Origin of the sequence: Eubacterium sp. AF15-50 (genome assembly GCF_934835595.1) — a bacterium.
In the GTDB taxonomy this organism is placed as follows: domain Bacteria; phylum Bacillota; class Clostridia; order Lachnospirales; family Lachnospiraceae; genus Eubacterium_G; species Eubacterium_G segne.
This window is the reverse complement of the sequence record NZ_CAKVZL010000047.1, coordinates 1-16,263: the sequence shown is the minus strand read 5'-3', so window position 1 is coordinate 16,263 and position 16,263 is coordinate 1. Positions and strand designations below refer to the sequence as shown.

Genomic DNA, 16,263 nt, shown 5'->3' with positions numbered 1-16,263 from the left:
GCTCCCTGGCGATCAGCCAGCACCTCCTGGGCACCGAGGAGATCATCCTCATCCACCACACCTCCACGGGATGTGTTAATGAACAAACTATCACGCTTCATTTTACAAAAGAATTCTTTGTTGCACATTTTTTCCGAATCCCTGTTTAATGGGCAGTGCATTGTAACAATGTCTGACTTCTTAAGAATTGTATCAACCTGTGCATATTCTGCAAATGACTCATTTTTTAGTATTGTGCCCTCATTTTTTAGTGCACTTCGACTGTAGGCAAGCACATTCATGCCAAAGGCATTTGCAATTTGAGCCACCTTCTTTCCAATAGAGCCATATCCTATTATGCCTATAGTTTTTCCACTTAATTCCTTCATTTCCATAAACGGGGAAAATTTGTCGGTTTTTATCCATCCGCCTTCTTGTACAAAATGATTATACCTTGAAATCTTGTTGTAAAAATGAAGAATGAATGCAAAAACATGTTGTGCCACCGCCTCTGTGGAATAGCTTCCTGCGTTACATACCGTTATTCCCTTTTTACGGGTGTACTCTAAATCCACGTTATTATATCCCGTTGCAAATAACCCAATATACTTAAGTTTAGTTGCTTTACACAGCGTCTTTTCAAATAATGGTGTCTTATTACATAATACAACATCTGCCTCACTTATCCGTTCAACTATCTGATTTTCCCCTGTGCTTCCATATATTTTAACATTTCCATATTGGTCAAATGCTGAAAAATCTATATCATTATTTAAAGATAATGTTTCTGCATCTAATATTACTATGTTCAAAATTCAGCCTCCGTAAATAGTCTTTTTTATTTTTTTATACTTACTTTCTTAGCCTTAGACCAGCTTCCGTATGTTTTTCCGTTAACTCCTCTTATTCTGAAGTAGTATTTTTTCTTTTTAGTAAGTTTCTTCACTGTATAAGTAACTTTTTTAGTTGTAACTGTCTTAGTCTTATACTTCTTTGCTGTTCTAAACTTCTTATCTAAAGAATACTGTACCTGATATTTCTTTGCATTCTTAGCACTTTTCCATATTAACTTTACAGAAAGTTTCTTAACGTTAGTTGCTTTTTTTACTGAAACCTTTGCAGGTTTTACCTTTTTTTTCGGCGCTGACGTCGTAGCAGGCTGTGTTGTTACATTTTTCTTTGTAGTAGGTTCCTGCGTAGTAGTTTCCTCTTTTTCCACATACTTATTAGTTATAACTGATAACTGATAGCCCTCAGGATTTCCCAAACTTGCGTACAACTCTCCTAACTGGGTAATTGCACCTGTTTCATAATCAAATAATGCTGAAGCTCCACTGTATGCTGCTCCGTCTATTTCATTGGCACTGTTAATATTATAAGGGAACCATGAATAACGTTCAACATATGGACGTTCTTCTAATCCTTCCACAATTTCCTTCATGAAATTCTCCACATTTTTTCTTGCCGTTGGATTCTGATAACTATTGTTAGTAAGTACCGGATGCTGTCCCCATACTGAAACCTCAGTCAGCCAGATTGGCCTGTTATATCTTTTATACAATTCATCAATTTTGTTAAGTAATACCTGAGCCTGTCCTTTTTCAGGAAAGGCTGTGTAAAAATGCATAGGTATTGCATCGCATCTTAAATTCTCGTCCTCATCTACCTTTTTAACAAATGCATCTAACCACTCTGTACTTGATGCTACAGCCGGAGCTACCGTTCTACGACCTGTAGCTGTAATGTCTTTCCACAGTTCTACAGCTTCATCCACCGTAAGATTAGACTGTTCAGGATGATCCGGCTCATTAAATCCAAGTATATATTTATCCTTTGATGTAATGTCAGGAATCTGCTCCATTACATCCTTACCCCATATCATAGGTGCAACAGGAATTTCGCTAAAATTATCAACTACGGAATTAAACTGTGTTGGTGCCCAGTTATAATACCATGCGCAGTTCATATCACTTAATTTAACTGTTGAACTCATATCAGCACCAAGGGCAACACCTTTTTTGGAAACGTAAAAAGTTACTTCATCACTTTTAACCTCTGTTCCATCGTCCATTGTAGCTACAACATATGCCGTATGGGCAGATACCTGTGTAGTGTATACTTCACACTTTGCTTCCTTAGAAAGCCCTTTGGCATCAAATGTCATCACAGCCTTAGTTCCGTCAACTAAATCACATTCATTTTTCCCATCAAAATAAACCTGATAACCTGACGCATTTTCTAATGTTCCATCGAATTTTATATCAATGTAACCTGCTCCCACAAGTTTTCCCTGTACCGGAGCTGTTATGGCATTCTTCTGCCAATCACTTTTTTCATCTGCCTTTGTCAAATTAGTTGAACTGACAGATATTAACGACACCATCATTGCCATCGTTAATAAAATACTAATAATTCTTTTCACTTTCGTGTCCTCCTTCAAAAAATTATCTAAAGTCATTATAAAAAAACGAGACCATGAATGCAAGCACTCATTGGTCTCGTTTTTTTATTTAAGGTATCTTTTTATACTCTCTTTGAGTATTCACCTGTTCGTGTATCAATAACAATTGTTTCGCCCTGTTCAACAAATAAAGGAACATATACTGTAGCTCCTGTTTCAACTACTGCCGGCTTTGTAGCATTAGTAGCTGTATTTCCCTTGAAGCCAGGTTCTGTCTCTGTAATCTGTAATTCAACTGTAATAGGTGGTTCGATGGCAAATACATCGCCTTTGCATGAACAAATCTTTACTGTTTCATTTTCCTTTACAAATTTCAAAGAATCTCCAACTTTTTCTGAACCGATGGCAATCTGGTCATATGTTTCTCCATCCATGAAGTAATATAAATCACCATCATTGTATAAGTACTGCATATCCTTTCTGTCGATATGAGCATTTTCAAATTTTTCAGTTGGTCTGAATGTTGTTTCTACAACACCGCCACTCTTAATATCTTTTAACTTTGTTCTAACGAACGCTGCGCCTTTTCCCGGTTTTACATGCTGAAATTCGATAATCTGACAAATCTTTCCATCGTATTCAATTGTAATACCGTTCTTGAAATCGCCTGCTGTTACCATAATATTTCCTCCTAAAAGTTCGTCTGTGATTGCTCACGTTATTCCTATTATATGATATATCCTAATATATTTCAACCTTTTTCTTCCAGCTTACAAAGCATGTCGTAGCAGGTTAAAATTCTGTCGTTACTATCCACATTAACCTTTATATCCGCTACTGACTGATACCTTGGTTCTCTCTTCTCCATAAGACTTTTTACATGGCTAAGACTCATGTCATTGTTAAGTATCGGTCTGTGGGTATGATCCTTTACCCTGTCAAATATTGTTTCCGGTGTAGCTGTAAGAAGTACAATAGTTCCGCTGTTTTTTAGTATGTCCACATTTTCATCTTTTAACACGGCACCGCCGCCACAGGAAATTATCTGATTTTTGTTATTTGCAATTTCCCTAAGGCTTTCTGTTTCTAAGTTTCTGAAATATTCCTCACCGTATTTTTCAAAAATTTCACTTATGGACATTTTTGCCTTTTCTACTATATACGCATCCACGTCAATTTCCTTAAGTCCCGTTATTTTTGATAATGCAGAAGAAACCGTGGTCTTTCCTGTTCCCATAAATCCTATTATGGCTATGTTTCCCTGCAAAGGGCAATGTTTGTTTTCCTGTAAGAGCTTTCTCACAACCTTAATACCAGGCTGTCCCGGTGCTGAAGCACTTACTCCTGCTGCAAAGGTAACTGAAGTTTTTGTGATTTTAGGTATAACCCTTGTTACGGCTCCTAATTCACCCATGGACATTGTAATAATTGGTGCCTTTATTTTTTCATCTGTCTCCTTTGATGCTTCAATTAACACTTCGACGTCTTTTTTATCCCTTGGCATAACTGCTAATTTACAAACATCTGCCCCTGATTTTTCTATGGTGCTTAATATTTTCACCATTTCTTCCTTGTCCGGAGTTTTGTCAAAATGATGATTAGAACCTATAACATTCATTCCCTTTTCATGAAGGCTATTAATCAATTCATTAGCCTTATCATCCTTAAATACTTCCACGTCCACAAATTCTACATTAAATTCTTTGCCTTTTTCTGCAATAAATAAGCACAAATCACAATATTCATTCCAACCTATCTTTTTATTTCCACCTTCTGAATCTGTTCTTATTGTAAATATAACAGGAATATTTTCATTAACGTCTTTCATTTGTTTTAGGACATTCAGGTATCCTTCATTGTTATCGGTTTCAAAAAAATCTCCCCGCCACTCTATTATATCCGGTTCCATTTCTACGACACTTTTTAACTGCTGTAATACTTCTTCCGTAGTTTTTCCCATAACCGGAACACAAACTCTTGCCTGATTATTTGACAAAGTTATTTTCCCGAAATTCTTTTCCTTCATTTGTAACCTCCACGCTGACAATAAATAGAGTATAGTTTAGCCTTTAAATTTAGTCAATGCAAAGGTTTACATTTTTTTCCTGACACTTTATACTTAATAAGGATTTTATTTGAAAGGTGGTATTTTCATATGGGATGTATCAATGAAATTACAGGACATACAAGACTCACCGGACTTTTGGGAAGTCCCGTGGCACATAGCAAATCCCCTTTAATGCATAACGAAGCATTCAGACTTTTAAGACTTGACTATGTATATCTTTGTTTTGATGTTAAGGAAGACAGCTTAAAAACAGCTTTTGAAGGATTAAAAAAATTAAATGTTGCAGGCTTTAACTGTACAATGCCTGACAAAACCGCAATCTGTGAGTTATTAGATGATTTATCTCCTGCTGCTAAAATGATTGGTGCCGTAAACACCGTTGTAAATGAAAATGGCAGATACATAGGTCATAACACTGACGGCATCGGTTACATGCAGTCAGTAAAGGATGCAGGTTTTGATATTAAGGGCGAAACCATGACTCTTCTTGGTGCCGGTGGTGCAGCATCTTCCATCTTTGTTCAGGCAGCATTAGATGGTGTTAAAAAAATCAACCTTTTCAGTATTAAGGACAGGTTCTGGGAAAAAGCAGAAAAAATGGTTGATATGGTTAATTCCAACACAGATTGTGATGCAAAGCTTATTGAGTTAGGCAATGACGATATATTAAACGAAGCTATCTCAAACAGTAAGATTTTAACCAATGCCACATCTGTTGGCATGGCACCAAATACTGATAATTGTATAGTGAAGGATTTTTCAATTTTTAATGAAAACCTTATTGTTTCAGATGTAATATATAATCCAATGGAAACTAAGCTTTTAAAAATTGCCAAAGAACATGGATGTCCTACCTTTAACGGCATATATATGCTGTTATATCAGGGAGCTGAAGCTTTTAAGTTATTTACGGGAAAAGATATGCCTGTGGAAGAGATTAAAAAGAAATATTTTTCATAACATCGAGTAGGCTGACTCCTACCCGATTTTAGCTAGCGGACATCTCAAAGCATAGCTTTTCGATGTTCTTACGCCCGGCAAATAATATTTCGTGCGAGCACGATATTGCTTGCCGGGCTTTTGCTACAAAAAAAGTGCGTAGGTTCATTACTTACGCACTTTTCTTTTCCATAACCAGAGAATTAATTTTTCCGGTATTCTTTTTAAAATAATCTGTATTTCCTCTTTTTTGTCAATTTGCTTTAACATTACAGTTTCTATACCTGTTCTGTTTGCCCCCCAGATATCCGTAAAAATCTGGTCGCCAATAAACAATGTGGATTCTTTATCAGTATTCATAAGCTCCATTGCCTTTTTATAGCTTTCCCTTGAAGGCTTATGAGCATCATATATGAATTTTGAATTAACTGCCTTTGCAAAAGGTTCAACTCTTAGTTTCTTATTATTTGAAATAAGACATGTATCTATTCCCATTCCATGTATTTTTTCAAAAACCTTAATTATATGTTCATCTGCCGGTGCTCCGTGAGGCACCAGTGTATTGTCTATGTCCGATACTATTCCACGAATACCTTTTTTGTAGTACATTTCAAAATCAATGTCATCAACGGAATCAAGGTATGTATCCGGGTATAATTTATTTAGCATTTAAATCTCCTTAGGGTTAAAATGTTAAAACTTAATTATTTAAGTAATTTTGCCAGTTCCTCCATAAATGTGTTTACATCCTTAAATTCACGATATACCGATGCAAAACGCACATATGCCACCTGGTCTAATTTCTTTAATCTGTCCATTACCAGTTCTCCGATAACCGCACTGGAAACTTCCTTCTGTTCCATGTTAAATACGGCATTTTCAACATCTTCCACTGCTGAAACAATCTGTTCATAGGAAACCGGTCTTTTATGGCATGACCTTAAAATTCCTGCCTCAATTTTGCTTCTGTCATAGGGTTCACGTATATTATCTTTTTTTATAACAATAAGTGGAATGGATTCTACCTTTTCGTACGTGGTAAATCTCTTCTTACATACTTCACACTGACGTCTTCTTCTAATGGCATTATTCTCTTCTGCCGGTCTTGAATCAATAACCTTTGTATTTTCTTCTCCACAATATGGACACTTCATAGTTGTTCCTCCGGTTCTTTTTTACCACATAATTATAGATAATATTCCCTGTAAGGTCAAGGGTTTAGAATCCAGGCTTTTCACTGATTATGAGTATTTATTACCTCTAAAACATCTTTATTTTATGTTTAACCTCCGCCTCATCTACCTTTACCAATATAATATCAGGTCCCACCTGGGTAATACACTTAAAAGGGATTACATACTCGTAATCACTACATACTAATCCACACCATTTACTTGGTCCCGGCACAATAATTGCCTCAATACATCCTGTGCAAATATCAAATGCTATATCATCTGCACATCCTAATATTTTGCAATTGCAACAGTTTATAACCTCTTTCCTTTTTAAATCCTCTATTCTCATTTAAAGCCTTTTTTATTATCTTATGCAGTATCCCTGTTTTGTCTATCAATTTGTAGCGGGACATTCTCTTATTTCATGTAATTTTTCATACTTTTTAATGCGTTTTTTTCCAATCTGCTTACCTGTGCCTGGGAAATGCCGATTTCATCTGCAATTTCCATCTGAGTTTTTCCGTTAAAAAAACGCATATCTATTATTTTTCTCTCCCTGCCTGACAAACCGTTTAAAGCCTCATTTAGTACAATGTTTTCCACCCATTTTTCTTCTTTATTCTTTTTGTCACTAATCTGATCCATTACATAAAGGGTGTCTCCCCCCTGGTCATAAACCGGGTCGTACAAAGAAACAGGACTTTGAATGGCATCAAGGGCATACAAAATTTCCTCCGGTGTTGCTCCAATGTGCTTTGCAATTTCCTCAATGGTAGGCTCAGTATTAGTTTCCTTTATTATGCTTTCCTTGCAATATATTGCCTTATAAGCAATGTCCTTTATGGAACGGCTTACCCTTATGGATGCATTATCCCTTAAAAATCTTTTAAGCTCCCCTGAAATCATTGGCACTGCATATGTGGAAAATTTAACATTTAAGGTATCGTCAAAATTATCCACAGCCTTAATCAGTCCGATACATCCGATTTGGAACAAATCGTCCACATTTTCACTGCTGTTGGAAAATCGCTGCAAAATACTAAGTACCAGTCGCAGATTTCCCTGAATAAATTCTTCCCTTGCCTCCATGTTGCCTTTTTTTATTTCCTGAAACAGTTCTTTTTTTCTTTTTTCACTTAAAAGCGGCAACTTAGATGTGTTTACACCACATATTTCAACTTTAAAAAGAGCCATAAAAATCCCCCTGCAAAATATCTTTCATAGATATAATTTGCCCAATTTATGGCTCCCTATTCTTAATTATTATATTTATTCAAATTTTACTATTTCCCTTTTTAACCTTTTAATTATTTTCTTTTCTAATCTTGAAATATATGACTGGGATATTCCAAGGCTGTCTGCCACCTCCTTTTGCGTCATTTCCTCCCCATCAACGTTGTTTAATCCGTAACGCATTTCCACAATTACCTTCTCTCTGGTATTTAGTTTTTCTATAGCCTTATATAAAAGCCTTTTCTCCACCTCATTTTCAATTCCTCTTGAAATAACATCTTCATCGGTTCCTAATATATCGGAAAGTAATAATTCATTTCCGTCCCAATCCACATTCAGCGGTTCATCTATAGAAACCTCCAGCTTAGTTTTATTGTTTTTTCTTAAATACATTAATATTTCATTTTCAATACATCTTGACGCATATGTAGCCAGCTTTATGTTCTTAGTTGGATTAAAGGTGTTAATTCCCTTTATCAGTCCGATGGTTCCTATGGATATTAAATCCTCCACTCCCACACCTGTATTATCAAATTTCTTTGCAATATATACAACTAACCTCAAATTATGTTCAATAAGCTTAGAACGTGCCTCCATGTTTTCCTCTTCAATTAAGCTTTTTATACACTGATATTCCTCTTTGGCACTAAGAGGCGGTGGCAGCACTTCATTCCCTCCTATGTAATGTAAATCCCCCTCTTTTTTTATTATTATTCCACTAAAAAATGGCAGTTTATTAATATTTACAAAGGTTTTTATTGTTTCTAAAAGCATTGTATTCTCCTTATTTATTTAATATATCCGGGTTCAAAATCATTTCATACTTATTATTTTGGCTTAATTTTCCTTTATATATTCCTATTATTGCCTTTTCCGTGGTAATGTCATTGACTACAAGTTTATCTACCACAAAAGCTTTCATCAGTCCGTGGGATTTTCCAACAGTATTATAGGGTACAAAAATATATTTCATATTCTCCATATCGGCTTCTGCCAGTTTATCCTCCTCAATAATTGATACCGGCTTTTTTGTGACAGGTTCTATAAGGCTGTTTCCCGTGTCCCGCAATGCTATCGCCGAGATTTTAGTGTCATTAATAAACAGGTAAGCCGTATAAATATTCCCTACTCTTTTTATATAGTTCAAAATTTTTTCCCTTCCATACTTCACAATAACGCATACCATTATTCCCACAAGCAATATAATAAAAATATTTGTTTTTCCATAATATGTATTTTGAGCTCCCTGCACTATATTTTTATTTTCCAAATTAAAATACAGAAGGTTAAGAAGTCCGTTAAGTAGAAATGTTATGGAATATAAAATTGCAATATTTCTTAAATTAGCCTTTAAATTGTCCCCACCAAATGCAACTACAATAAGAACTTCTGCCATAATCATATATGTTAAAAAGTATGTTATCCCCCCTTCCAACTTTAACATTAATACAATTGTTGCATATATTCCTCCGATTATGGCAGAAATAACGGTTCTTGCAATATGTTTCTTTGTTTTAATTATTATTCCTAATATAAGCAAAACTAAGAAATCCATTAGGAAATTAAATCCAAAATAAACATCTAAGTATATAGTTTGTGTCATCTTTGTCCCCTTTTAAGTTAATTATACCCATATGTTTTTTAAAAGTCTGTCGAAGTGTGCACCGGTTGAAAATTTAATCATATATATATTCCATTAGTTAAGCTTTTTTCTTAAATACATGCCTATAAATAAAACACATAGTCACCTGTGCAAGTTAATATGTATTAAGCACAAAAAAGGACACCCGATACATTACACTCGTTAATGTACCGGATGCCCCGATTCAAATACCTTTTCCTCTAAAATATTATCAAATAAAACTACTTAATAAACTACCTCTCCCTCCAAACTGGGGATAAATCCGTTTCTCTTCAAATGACTTCCTTGTCATTCTCCCACTTCTACTATCATTCTATTCACTTCTTCGTATTCTTTATCCGTAAGACCTTCCTACATCCTAATTACTTATATGCCTTCTTTAAAATATTTATTTTAATGTTCCAGGCTTCCCATCCGTAGCATCTTACCTTTTGTTATCAGCTGTTTCCGATACAACCTTTAACTTCTACGAAGCACTCTCTAAATTTATATGACAATATTTTTAGAAGATTTTCTGTATTTAGTTTTCTTGTTTGTAGTTACAATTTACTATATTTTTTTGACTTTGTAAAGTATTTTTGTGCATTTTATTCAATTTTTGTCGATTTCGACAATACAGAATAGTTTTAAACAATTTTATGAAACGTTTTTTTGTCGTTTTGCACAGAAGAAAAAATATATGCCAAATGTATTTAATTTACTTTGATTTACTTTTCCATTCCCGATACTTTTTTCTCAACATCCCCACAACATAAATAATTAATATCGTAACTATTATAATAAAAAATAATATCCATGTTTCCTTGTCGTACTCCAAACTCAATATAGATAAATACACGGTTATCCAATGATTAACCTCCGGATCCGGATGAACTACATAGGAAGTACCCAAAAATGCACCTATAATTAAATGTACTCCAAATAAAATAATCATAAATTGCAGTACACTGGTTTTTTTGACTTTTTTTGCAATAATAACAGCTAGTACAACTGCTATTATTATTGCAACACAAAACACATTTTCCTCTTGTGAAACTGGATCAAAATATTCACAAACCCAACTCATTTCTTCTGCAGTCTCCACTCGTGAATACAGTATGTCAGAAACATAATATAAAATTCCTATTACCATCATATATATACAGTTAAAAATACATATAAATGCTATCGAAAACATACCGTCATTCTTAAAATACCTATCCACTGTCACAAAACCTACGCTTAGTATTAATGCCCCTGCTATCATTACAAATATGTTTTCAATTAAAATGAACCCTGCCAGCGAACCAAATATCACACCATTATAAAACGAGCACACTTTTTGGACTGTTTTAGGAGACATTTTACATGACTTAACCAACAAAAACCCCCCAAAAAAAACAAAAGAAGTTTAAACGGCATCATAATTGTTCTATCATACATAATTGTTAAAATACAACTAACACTCCTCATATTAACCTCCCCTAAAAATTAATATTGTAACATTTGCAATGATTTTTATTGTTATATGACATGCCCATTTGTAGAATATCGTACCCGTTATATGTATACTTTTTGTATCCTGCGTTCGCTAATCCATTTCCTTAAATGCACGCCTATAAACCAAAAAAAACACACAGCCTCATGTGCAAGCTCTGATTTTTTTGCGACGGATTTCTTATTGATTTTCGTATTTATGTTTTCCATTAATTAAATATTTTTGATACGAAAATCAATAAGCGGCGTGCATTCCTTAAATGCACGCCTATAAATTCAAAAAAACACACAGCCTCTTGTGCAAGCTCTGATTTTTTTAGCGACGGATTTCTTATTGATTTTCGTATTTATGTTTTCCATTAATTAAATATTTTTGATACGAAAATCAATAAGCGGCGTGCATTCCTTAAACGCACGCCTATAAAACCAAAAGAACACACAGCCTCTTGTGCAAGCTCTGATGCTTTTAGCGACGGATTTCTTATTGATTTTCGTGTTTATGTTTTTCTTTAATTAAATATTTTGACACGAAAATCAATAAGCGGCGTGCATTCCTTAAATGCACGCCTATAAACCCAAAAGAACACACAGCCTCTTGTGCAAGCACAAGGCTGTGTGTTCTTTTGGGTTTATAATCCTTCGCTTAAAAATTGCTAACGGATTAGTTGTTGATTAATTTGTCGTTTTCGTTGTTCCAGCTGTAAAGCTTTCTGATCTGTTCTCCGACTTTTTCTGATGGATGTTCTGATGCTTTCTTTCTCATCATCTTGAAGTGTACCTGACGTCCTGCAGGTGACATATCAAGTAAGAATTCCTTAGCAAATGAACCGTCCTGAATATCTGAAAGAATCTGCTTCATAGCCTTCTTTGTATCTTCTGTTACAATCTTAGGTCCTGTTATATAATCACCATATTCAGCTGTGTTTGAAATTGAATATCTCATTCCTGCAAATCCTGACTGATAAATTAAGTCAACGATTAACTTCATTTCATGAATACATTCAAAGTATGCATTTCTTGGATCATATCCTGCTTCACATAATGTTTCAAAACCAGCCTGCATTAATGCACAAACACCACCACAAAGTACTGCCTGCTCACCGAATAAGTCTGTTTCTGTTTCTGTTCTGAATGTTGTTTCAAGAACACCTGCTCTTGCTCCGCCAATTCCTAAAGCATATGCAAGTGCTAAATCTAAAGCCTTACCTGTAGCATCCTGTTCAACAGCTACTAAACAAGGAGTACCCTTGCCTGCCTGATATTCTGAACGAACTGTATGTCCCGGTGCCTTAGGAGCGATCATAGTTACATCTACATCCTTTGGAGGATTAATACATCCGTAATGAATGTTGAAACCATGAGCAAACATAAGCATATTTCCAGCTTCAAGGTTTGGCTCAATATCCTTCTTATACATATCAGCCTGAAGTTCATCATTAATAAGAATCATAATAATGTCAGCCTTCTTAGCTGCTTCTGCTGCTGTAAATACTTCAAATCCCTGCTTCTCAGCCTTAGCCCATGACTTACTTCCTTCATATAAACCAATAATGACATTGCATCCTGATTCCTTTAAGTTTAAAGCATGTGCGTGTCCCTGGCTACCATAGCCGATAATTGCAATTGTCTTACCATCTAATAATGAAAGATTGCAATCCTCCTGATAATAGATTTTTGCTTCTGACATAATTGTCGCCTCCATTTGTAAAATATTTATTATTTTATAAAGAATGTAATGTAAATATTAATTCTCTATATATAAACTACACTATTTAATTCCTCTTGCAAGACCTGTGATACCTGTTCTTACTAATTCTAAAATCTCATAATCTTCAAGAAGACTTAAAAATGCAGAAAGCTTTGACTGGCTTCCTGTAATCTCAATCATAACACTGTCCTTTGCCACATCAACAATATTAGCCCTGAAAATTTCAGTCACGGATATAATCTGCTGTCTCTGTGCAGGAGTAGTCTTTATCTTTACAAGAATAAGTTCCCTTGTAACTGAATTATTAAGTTCTAAAACATCAACTCTTCTGACATCCTCTAACTTTGTAATCTGCTTAACAATCTGTTCTAATATAGCATCATCACCTGTTACTACAATAGTCATTCTGGAATATTTAGGATTTTCAGTCTCTCCAACTGTTAAACTGTCAATGTTATATCCTCTTCTGCTAAACAAACCGGCAATTCTGTTAAGAACACCTGATGTGTTATCTACTAAAACCGATAATACCTTTTTATTCATATGTACATCCTCTTTTCTCAGATTTAATGCTCGTATAATCATAACACATATATTTTTACGTTTCAATATTTAGTGAAAATATTTTATTAATAAAATTTCATACATTCAACGAATTATGCAATTATGACATTACTAAAATATGTTATTGTAAAATTCATTAGAATATGTTATTATTTTTAAGTCGTATGACAGGCTGCCATGGCTCAGGAGGTAGAGCGTCGCCTTGGTAAGGCGGAGGCCACGGGTTCAAATCCCGTTGGCAGCTTTATTTTTTTGCCTTTTTTAAAGTTTCTCATCATATTTGAATCATTTGTGTTGCATTTCGTGTTGTATAGAATTAGAAACACCATATTGATATTCCTTTTTTATTTATTTTCCAATACACGTATTCCATGATAAAACATTTCATTTATCGGAGTAGGCACATTAAGCTCTTTACCCATTTTTACCACATTACCTGCAAACATATCTATTTCCGTTTTCTTCCCTGCTTCTAAATCCTGAAGGGTTGATGGTTTGTTCTTTTCAGGTATTGTAACTACAGTTTTGTTTTGTGCCTCTATTTCCTTTTCCCCTAAATCAATTCCTTTTTTCCCGGCAATTGCAGCCACCTCTCTCATGGCATTTATTCTAATCCAGTTTGCATTATCATCAGTTCTAAAAGCGCCAAAAGGTATACCTAAAAGGGCACAGGTCATATTTTCTCCAATATTGCACATATATTTAAACCAGATTCCCTTTAACATATCTTTCTCAATGGAGTAGGGAATATCAGCCTTATCAAAAACCTCTTTTACCGCCAAAACCCTGTCTGTATACTCGTGATTTTCTTTCTCACCAAAGTGAATTTTTCCCCAATATGGATCAAAATCAGCCTTGCCATCCTTCATAACTACTGACATTCTCATAAATGAATATAAAACATGCTCATTTCCAAATTCTTTTATCAGACGTTCCTCACTGTCAACTCCATTTAAAAGTGACAAAATAAGGGTATTTTTCCCTACCTGATTTCTAATATCCTCGATAGCCTGCTCTAAGGAATATCCCTTAACGCCAATTATTATTAAATCAGCCTCATCTCCCATTACATCAGGAGTAATTATTGGGAACTTATAATTTATTCCATTTACGGTGACACCTTTATTTTCTAATCTTTCTTTTCTTTCACCATTGGCAATAACCCTAAAGTTTTCACCATAAGTTTCATATAATCTTGGTGCAAAAAATACTCCCATGGCTCCTAATCCGATTAAAGATATTTTTTCTATATGTTTCATTACAATGCCTCCTGTCCTTCTCTTTAATTGCTTCTTTTGTAGTCATTGTTATGCCTTTCGTTTCTGATATGTCTATATTCTGTCCATAATTTGCGAAGGTACATATGCCTTAAGATGTATTCCATCTTCTTTATATTCCTCACTAAGTACCTGACCATATTTTCTGATTATTCCTATTTTTCCTGCTTCTGAATAATCATATACCTTTTCCACCATTACACGCATGGATTTCAAAGCTGCCTCTATTGCGTCATTTATTTCATTTAATCCGATATTTTTCTTTATTGCAGCACTAACTGTGTAATCAGCATTAAAATCCCTTAAAACCGGCTTTTCTTCTACCTTATCTATTTTGTTAAATACCGTAATGATTATTTTATCTTTTACTTCAAGATTTTTTAGTGTTTCATAAACTGCATGGACATTTTTATCCATAGAAGGATTTGAACAGTCCACCACATGAATAATTATATCTGAATACTTTGCCTCTTCTAAGGTACTTCTGAAAGCATCTATTAAGTGATGAGGCAATTTTCTTATAAATCCGACTGTATCTGTCAGTAAAACCTCCTGACCGTTAGGAAGCTTATAATTTCTCGTTGTAGGATCAAGAGTTGCAAAAAGCTTGTCTTCCTCTAGCACATTTGCCGCTGTTAAAGTATTAAGTAGTGTAGACTTTCCGGCGTTGGTATATCCCACTATGGCAACCACCGGAACAGGATTGTCCTGTCTTTTAGCCCTTGTAACCTGTCTGTGGCTTTCCATATTTCTAACCTGTTCCTTTAGCTGGGATATTCTGTTTCTGATAAGACGTCTGTCTACCTCTAATTTCTTTTCTCCCGGGCCTCTTGTTCCTATTCCGCCACCCTGTCTTGAAAGATTTCTCATTCCAATAAGTCTTGTGGAACGATATCTAAGCTGTGCTAACTCTACCTGTATTTTTCCCTCGGCACTTTTTGCCCTTCCTGCAAAAATATCAAGAATTATAAGAGTTCTGTCCATTACCTTAACATCTAATTCATCTTCAAGATTCTTATATTGTGCAGGAGATAATTCATCATCACATACTATGGCATCTGCCTCTGTTTCCCATATTAAATCCTTTATTTCCTGAACCTTTCCTGAACCTACATAGGTAGTGTTATTAATGTGGTCTAAATTTTGGATAACTCTTCCCACAACCACTGCACCTGCTGTATTAACCAGCTCCTCCAGTTCATCTAAAGATTCCATTGCGTCATCTTCATTTCCTGTTGCCACGGCAACTAAAATTATTTTTTCCGTATTTTCTGCGGTTTCGTACATAAACGCTCCTTAAATATCATTTTTTACTATGTTAATATTTTTCCATTTGCCTTTTTTATACCTTATAAGGCTAAACAGTCCGTTTAAAAGCCATGTTATTCCCGTAGCATAGAATACTCCGTAGTTTCCCATGAAAGGTATAAGGGTAAGAGGATATGCAAAACCTACACGTCCTATACACTCCACAATTCCGGTAAACAGTGAAAATATTGCATCTCCGGCACCATTTAACACATTTCTGGTGGTATATATCATTCCCAAAAATATGTAAAAACAGCTTGTTATTCTAAGTCCGTCAACAGCCTTTTTCATAACCGTAGGATCTTTTCCGAATATGGAAACAATCTGCGGTGTAAATATCCAGAATAAAAGCATTATGCTAATTGCAAATATTGTGGTAATGGTTGTTGCCGTGTTAAATCCTTTTTTTACCCTGTCAATTTTTCCGGCTCCAAGATTTTGTCCCGTATATGTAGATACTGCTGCACCCATAGACATAAATGGCTGCTGGATA

At 34.9% G+C, this 16,263-nt stretch carries 17 protein-coding genes and 1 tRNA gene; 2 read left to right on the top strand and 16 right to left on the bottom strand.

Annotation, left to right across the window (positions count from 1 at the left end; translation table 11 throughout):
- From Q5O73_RS06635 to aroD, 4 genes are all read right to left on the bottom strand, one after another.
- The coding region (locus Q5O73_RS06635; RefSeq protein WP_302669313.1) for an NAD(P)-dependent oxidoreductase at window positions 1-791 on the bottom strand (791 nt) is incomplete at its 3' end.
- A 26-nt stretch (window positions 792-817) separates the two neighbouring features.
- Window positions 818-2,401 (bottom strand): glycosyl hydrolase, encoded by a 1,584-nt coding sequence (locus Q5O73_RS06630; RefSeq protein WP_302669312.1) that lies wholly within the window; start codon window positions 2,399-2,401, stop codon window positions 818-820.
- A 101-nt stretch (window positions 2,402-2,502) separates the two neighbouring features.
- On the bottom strand, window positions 2,503-3,060 hold the full coding sequence (efp, locus tag Q5O73_RS06625; protein WP_021953188.1) for an elongation factor P: 558 nt from the start codon (window positions 3,058-3,060) through the stop codon (window positions 2,503-2,505).
- Between the two features lie 71 nt (window positions 3,061-3,131).
- Window positions 3,132-4,406, bottom strand: coding sequence for a type I 3-dehydroquinate dehydratase (gene aroD, locus Q5O73_RS06620; protein ID WP_118588691.1), 1,275 nt, complete (start codon window positions 4,404-4,406; stop codon window positions 3,132-3,134).
- Window positions 4,407-4,535: 129 nt separating this feature from the next.
- On the opposite strand from aroD, the gene Q5O73_RS06615 reads away from it, so the two are divergent.
- Window positions 4,536-5,408, top strand: coding sequence for a shikimate dehydrogenase (locus Q5O73_RS06615; protein WP_302669311.1), 873 nt, complete (start codon window positions 4,536-4,538; stop codon window positions 5,406-5,408).
- A gap of 147 nt (window positions 5,409-5,555) precedes the next feature.
- Here the strand turns inward: Q5O73_RS06615 and Q5O73_RS06610 are convergent, their stop codons facing one another.
- The 9 genes from Q5O73_RS06610 to ilvN form a co-directional block, all read right to left on the bottom strand.
- On the bottom strand, window positions 5,556-6,056 hold the full coding sequence (locus Q5O73_RS06610) for a YqeG family HAD IIIA-type phosphatase (RefSeq protein ID WP_118588692.1): 501 nt from the start codon (window positions 6,054-6,056) through the stop codon (window positions 5,556-5,558).
- 35 nt (window positions 6,057-6,091) lie between these two features.
- The gene (gene nrdR, locus Q5O73_RS06605) at window positions 6,092-6,541 is read right to left on the bottom strand and encodes a transcriptional regulator NrdR (RefSeq protein WP_021953192.1); all 450 of its coding nucleotides are present in this window, start codon (window positions 6,539-6,541) and stop codon (window positions 6,092-6,094) included.
- Between the two features lie 106 nt (window positions 6,542-6,647).
- Window positions 6,648-6,911: a PRC-barrel domain-containing protein gene (locus Q5O73_RS06600; protein ID WP_021953193.1), complete on the bottom strand. Its 264-nt coding sequence runs from the start codon at window positions 6,909-6,911 to the stop codon at window positions 6,648-6,650.
- Window positions 6,912-6,979: 68 nt separating this feature from the next.
- Entirely contained in the window at window positions 6,980-7,756 is a 777-nt protein-coding gene (gene sigG / locus Q5O73_RS06595) for an RNA polymerase sporulation sigma factor SigG (protein ID WP_302669310.1), read from the bottom strand.
- Window positions 7,757-7,831: 75 nt separating this feature from the next.
- The gene (gene sigE, locus Q5O73_RS06590; RefSeq protein WP_021953195.1) at window positions 7,832-8,569 is read right to left on the bottom strand and encodes an RNA polymerase sporulation sigma factor SigE; all 738 of its coding nucleotides are present in this window, start codon (window positions 8,567-8,569) and stop codon (window positions 7,832-7,834) included.
- Window positions 8,570-8,579: 10 nt separating this feature from the next.
- A complete protein-coding gene (locus Q5O73_RS06585) occupies window positions 8,580-9,398 on the bottom strand; it encodes a sigma-E processing peptidase SpoIIGA (RefSeq protein WP_302669309.1) in 819 nt (272 codons plus the stop codon).
- 736 nt (window positions 9,399-10,134) lie between these two features.
- On the bottom strand, window positions 10,135-10,572 hold the full coding sequence (locus Q5O73_RS06580; protein ID WP_302669308.1) for a hypothetical protein: 438 nt from the start codon (window positions 10,570-10,572) through the stop codon (window positions 10,135-10,137).
- 1,002 nt (window positions 10,573-11,574) lie between these two features.
- Window positions 11,575-12,615 carry a ketol-acid reductoisomerase gene (gene ilvC / locus Q5O73_RS06575; RefSeq protein ID WP_118590034.1) on the bottom strand — a complete coding sequence of 347 codons (1,041 nt, stop codon included), beginning with the start codon at window positions 12,613-12,615 and terminating at the stop codon, window positions 11,575-11,577.
- Window positions 12,616-12,681: 66 nt separating this feature from the next.
- Window positions 12,682-13,164: an acetolactate synthase small subunit gene (gene ilvN / locus Q5O73_RS06570; protein ID WP_021953914.1), complete on the bottom strand. Its 483-nt coding sequence runs from the start codon at window positions 13,162-13,164 to the stop codon at window positions 12,682-12,684.
- A gap of 192 nt (window positions 13,165-13,356) precedes the next feature.
- Between ilvN and Q5O73_RS06565 the strand changes: the two genes are divergently transcribed.
- Window positions 13,357-13,429: transfer RNA gene (locus Q5O73_RS06565), tRNA-Thr, on the top strand.
- Between the two features lie 100 nt (window positions 13,430-13,529).
- Here Q5O73_RS06565 and Q5O73_RS06560 read toward each other — a convergent pair.
- The 3 genes from Q5O73_RS06560 to Q5O73_RS06550 form a co-directional block, all read right to left on the bottom strand.
- Entirely contained in the window at window positions 13,530-14,444 is a 915-nt protein-coding gene (locus Q5O73_RS06560) for a ketopantoate reductase family protein (RefSeq protein WP_118590036.1), read from the bottom strand.
- Between the two features lie 72 nt (window positions 14,445-14,516).
- On the bottom strand, window positions 14,517-15,749 hold the full coding sequence (hflX, locus tag Q5O73_RS06555; RefSeq protein WP_118590038.1) for a GTPase HflX: 1,233 nt from the start codon (window positions 15,747-15,749) through the stop codon (window positions 14,517-14,519).
- Between the two features lie 9 nt (window positions 15,750-15,758).
- Window positions 15,759-16,263 (bottom strand): MATE family efflux transporter (locus tag Q5O73_RS06550; protein WP_302669307.1); only part of this gene is annotated, 505 nt, incomplete at its 5' end.